Source organism: Streptomyces sp. sk2.1, assembly GCF_008120935.1.
Classification (GTDB): domain Bacteria; phylum Actinomycetota; class Actinomycetes; order Streptomycetales; family Streptomycetaceae; genus Streptomyces.
The window spans coordinates 1-3,022 of record NZ_RDBO01000095.1 but is presented as its reverse complement, the minus strand read 5'-3'; the positions used below and the strand labels follow the sequence as shown (position 1 = coordinate 3,022).

The 3,022-nt window shown below is 75.5% G+C and carries 3 protein-coding genes; 1 reads left to right on the top strand and 2 read right to left on the bottom strand.

The annotated features are described in order from the left end of the window. On the bottom strand, positions 1 to 1,018 hold a 1,018-nt coding region (locus EAO76_RS40595; protein ID WP_148841261.1), incomplete at its 3' end, for a sensor histidine kinase. 214 nt (positions 1,019 to 1,232) lie between these two features. Here EAO76_RS40595 and EAO76_RS40590 point away from each other — a divergent pair. Further along, entirely contained in the window at positions 1,233 to 2,054 is an 822-nt protein-coding gene (locus tag EAO76_RS40590; RefSeq protein ID WP_262376167.1) for an SDR family NAD(P)-dependent oxidoreductase, read from the top strand. A 39-nt stretch (positions 2,055 to 2,093) separates the two neighbouring features. Here the strand turns inward: EAO76_RS40590 and EAO76_RS40585 are convergent, their stop codons facing one another. After that, positions 2,094 to 2,933: an enoyl-CoA hydratase/isomerase family protein gene (locus tag EAO76_RS40585; RefSeq protein ID WP_148841259.1), complete on the bottom strand. Its 840-nt coding sequence runs from the start codon at positions 2,931 to 2,933 to the stop codon at positions 2,094 to 2,096. Positions 2,934 to 3,022 lie beyond the last annotated feature (89 nt).

Here is a 3,022-nt window from a genome sequence, read left to right as displayed (position 1 = left end):
GCCGGTGGGCGGGCGGGGTGTGCGGAATCCGCGCGGTGACCGCGAAGCCGCCGCCGTACGGGCCGTGCCCGAACGTGCCGCCCGCCAGCCGCACCCGCTCGTCGAGCCCGATCAGCCCCCGCCCGGTGCCGGGGGCGTCCCCGGCGCGGACCGGGGCGGGCGGGGGCCCGTTCTCCACCCGGACCGTCGTCCCCCCGGCGGTGTGCGCCACCCGCACGTCCACCCGGGCCCCCGGCGCGTGCTTGGCCGCGTTGGTCAGGGCCTCCTGGACGACCCGGTGGGCGGCCCGCGCGGCGGTCGGGGGCACGGTGTCCGCGTCCCCCTCCACCCGCAGGTCCACCGCGAGACCGGCCGCCGCGGCCTCCTCGACCAGCCGGGGGACGCCGGTGCCGGGCGGGCCCGGCGGTTCGTCGTCGGCCTCCTCGCGCAGCAGTCCGATCACCTCGCCGAGCCGCTCCACCGACGCGGCGGCGCGGGCCCGGATCTCCCCGGCCGCCGCCCGGTGGGCGTCGTCGAGCCCGGGGGCCAGCTTGAGGGCGCCGGCCGACAGCGCGATGAGACTGAGGTCGTGCCCGAGGACGTCGTGCATGTCCCGGGCGATCCGGGCCCGTTCCCGGGACCGCGCCTGCTCGGCGACCAGCCGCTGTTCGCGCTCCAGCCGGGCGGCCCGCTCCCAGCCCGCCCGGACGAGTTCCTGGTACTGGCGCCAGAAGCGCCCCGCGAACCACGGCAGCACCGCGGCCACCGCCACCACGGCGACGAACCGCCCCGCCATCAGCAGCCAGGAGGGCACCAGGGCCACGGCCACCACCCCGCCCGCGAGGAGCGCGACCAGCGCGAGGAGCGCGGGCCCGGTCCTGCCCGGTTCCCGCCCGGCGAGGAAGGCGGTCGCGGCGGCGGGCAGCGCCCACCACGGGCTGACGGCGCTCAGCCCGACGCAGGCCGCCGCCGCGACGGTCAGCAGACCGCCCCGGGTGGCGGCCCGCCCGGCCGCGCCGATGATCGTCGCTCTGTCCACCCGGACGACGGTACGCAGGCCGGAGACGTCCCGGCACTGCCGAAAGTCACGGTCCCCGGACCGGTTCCGGCCCCGGACGGGCTGGCGCGGGTCAAGGGGATGGGTTAAGGTCCCCAACGAGACGGAACGTTCCGTCTCGTCAATGCTCAGGGCCGGACGCCGCGGAACACCGGAAACGGAACGCGGTGCCGGTCACGGACGAAGGAGCGGCCCCGTGCCGAACACCAGGACGTGGTTCATCACCGGCGCCTCCCGCGGCCTGGGGCGCGCCTTCACCGAGGCCGCCCTGTCCGCCGGGGACCGGGTCGTGGCCGCCGCGCGCGACGTCGGCCCGCTCGCCGACCTCGCGGAGAAGCACCCGGACGACTTCCTCGCGCTGTCCCTCGACGTCTCCGACCGCCGGGCCGTGTTCGAGACCGTGGACCGCGCGGCGGCGGCCTTCGGCGGCCTCGACGTGGTGGTCAACAACGCCGGCGGAATGCTGTACGGCATGGTCGAGGAGGCCACCGAGCGGCAGATCCGGGACCACCTCGACGTCAACTTCTTCGGCGCGGTCTGGGTCGCCCAGGCCGTGGTCCCGCACCTGCGCGCCCGGGGCTCCGGCCGCCTCCTGCAGATCACGTCGATGGGCAGCGGCGGCGGCATGGCCTCCGTCGGGTTCTACGGCGCCGGCAAGGCCGCGCTCGGCTCGGTCGGCGAGGCGCTGGCGATGGAGGTCGCGCAGTTCGGCATCAAGGTCACCGTCGTCCAGATGGGCGGCTACGCCACGGGACTCTTCACGACCGGCACCACGACGACCGAACCCGACCCCGCCTACGAGGAACTGCGCACCCGCCTGGCGGAGATGTGGGGCGACGACGCGGGACCCGACCCGAGGAAGGCGGCCCCCGCCCTCCTGGAACTGGCCGCCCTGCCGGACCCGCCGCTCCGGCTGATCCTCGGCAGCCAGTCCTTCGACATGGTCCAGGAGATGGACCGGGCCCGCACCGAGCAGTACCTCGCCTGGGAAACCCTCAGCCGCACGGCCCCGGGCTGATCCCGCACGCCACGAACACGCCCCGTCGCCCCGTACGCCTCAGAGCCCCCGGTATTCCGGGACCCGGCGCTCCACGAAGGCCGCCACGCCCTCGTTGGCGTCCCGTGTCGTCATGTTGATCTCCTGCGCCGCGGCCTCGGCGGCGAACGCCGTCGTGCGGTCGGTGTCCAGGGAGGCGTTGACGAGCTGCTTGGTGAGGGCGATGGCCCGGGTCGGGCCGTCGGCCAGCCGCCGGGCCCACGCCCCGGCGGTCTTCGCCAACTCCCCGTCCGGTACGACCCGGTTGACCAGGCCCAGCCGTTCCGCCTCCGTCGCCGGCAGCGAATCACCGAAGAACATCAGCTCCTTGGCGCGCTGCGGGCCGATCAGCCGGGGCAGCAGATACGCGCCGCCGGCGTCCGGTACCAGGCCGCGGCGCACGAACACCTCGATGAACTTCGCCGACTCGGCGGCCAGCACCAGGTCGCAGGCGAAGGCGAGATGGGCGCCGAGACCGGCCGCGGTGCCGTTGACGGCCGCGACGACCGGCTTCTCGCAGTCCAGGACCGCCGCGATCAGCCGCTGCGCGCCGAGCCGGATCGTACGGGCCACGTCGCCCGGCACCCGGTCCCCGGTCGTCGCGGCGCCGCGCAGGTCGGCACCCGCGCAGAAGCCGCGGCCGGTGGCGGTGAGGACGACGGCCCGGACCGCCGGGTCGGCGGACGCCTCGGAAAGCAGTGAGATGACGCGTTCCCGCTGGTCACGGGTGATGGCGTTCATCGCTTCGGGGCGGTTGAGCGTGATCAGGAGGACGCCGTTGTCAGTGGCGTGGAGTACCAATGGATCAAGCGGGTCGGGGGATCCGGCGGACTCGGTGGTGTCTTCGGGGGAGGACGGCATGGGGCAGCTCCTGGACGGACGACGGGACGGACGACGGGACGGTTCCGGACGGGGCGTTCGGTGGTGGCGCGGGGGCCGCGGCGGTGGGG

Excerpts from the sequence above, each read along its gene's own strand:
- EAO76_RS40585 (WP_148841259.1), bottom strand. The coding sequence starts at position 2,933 with ATGCCGTCCTCCCCCGAAGACACCACCGAGTCCGCCGGATCCCCCGAC.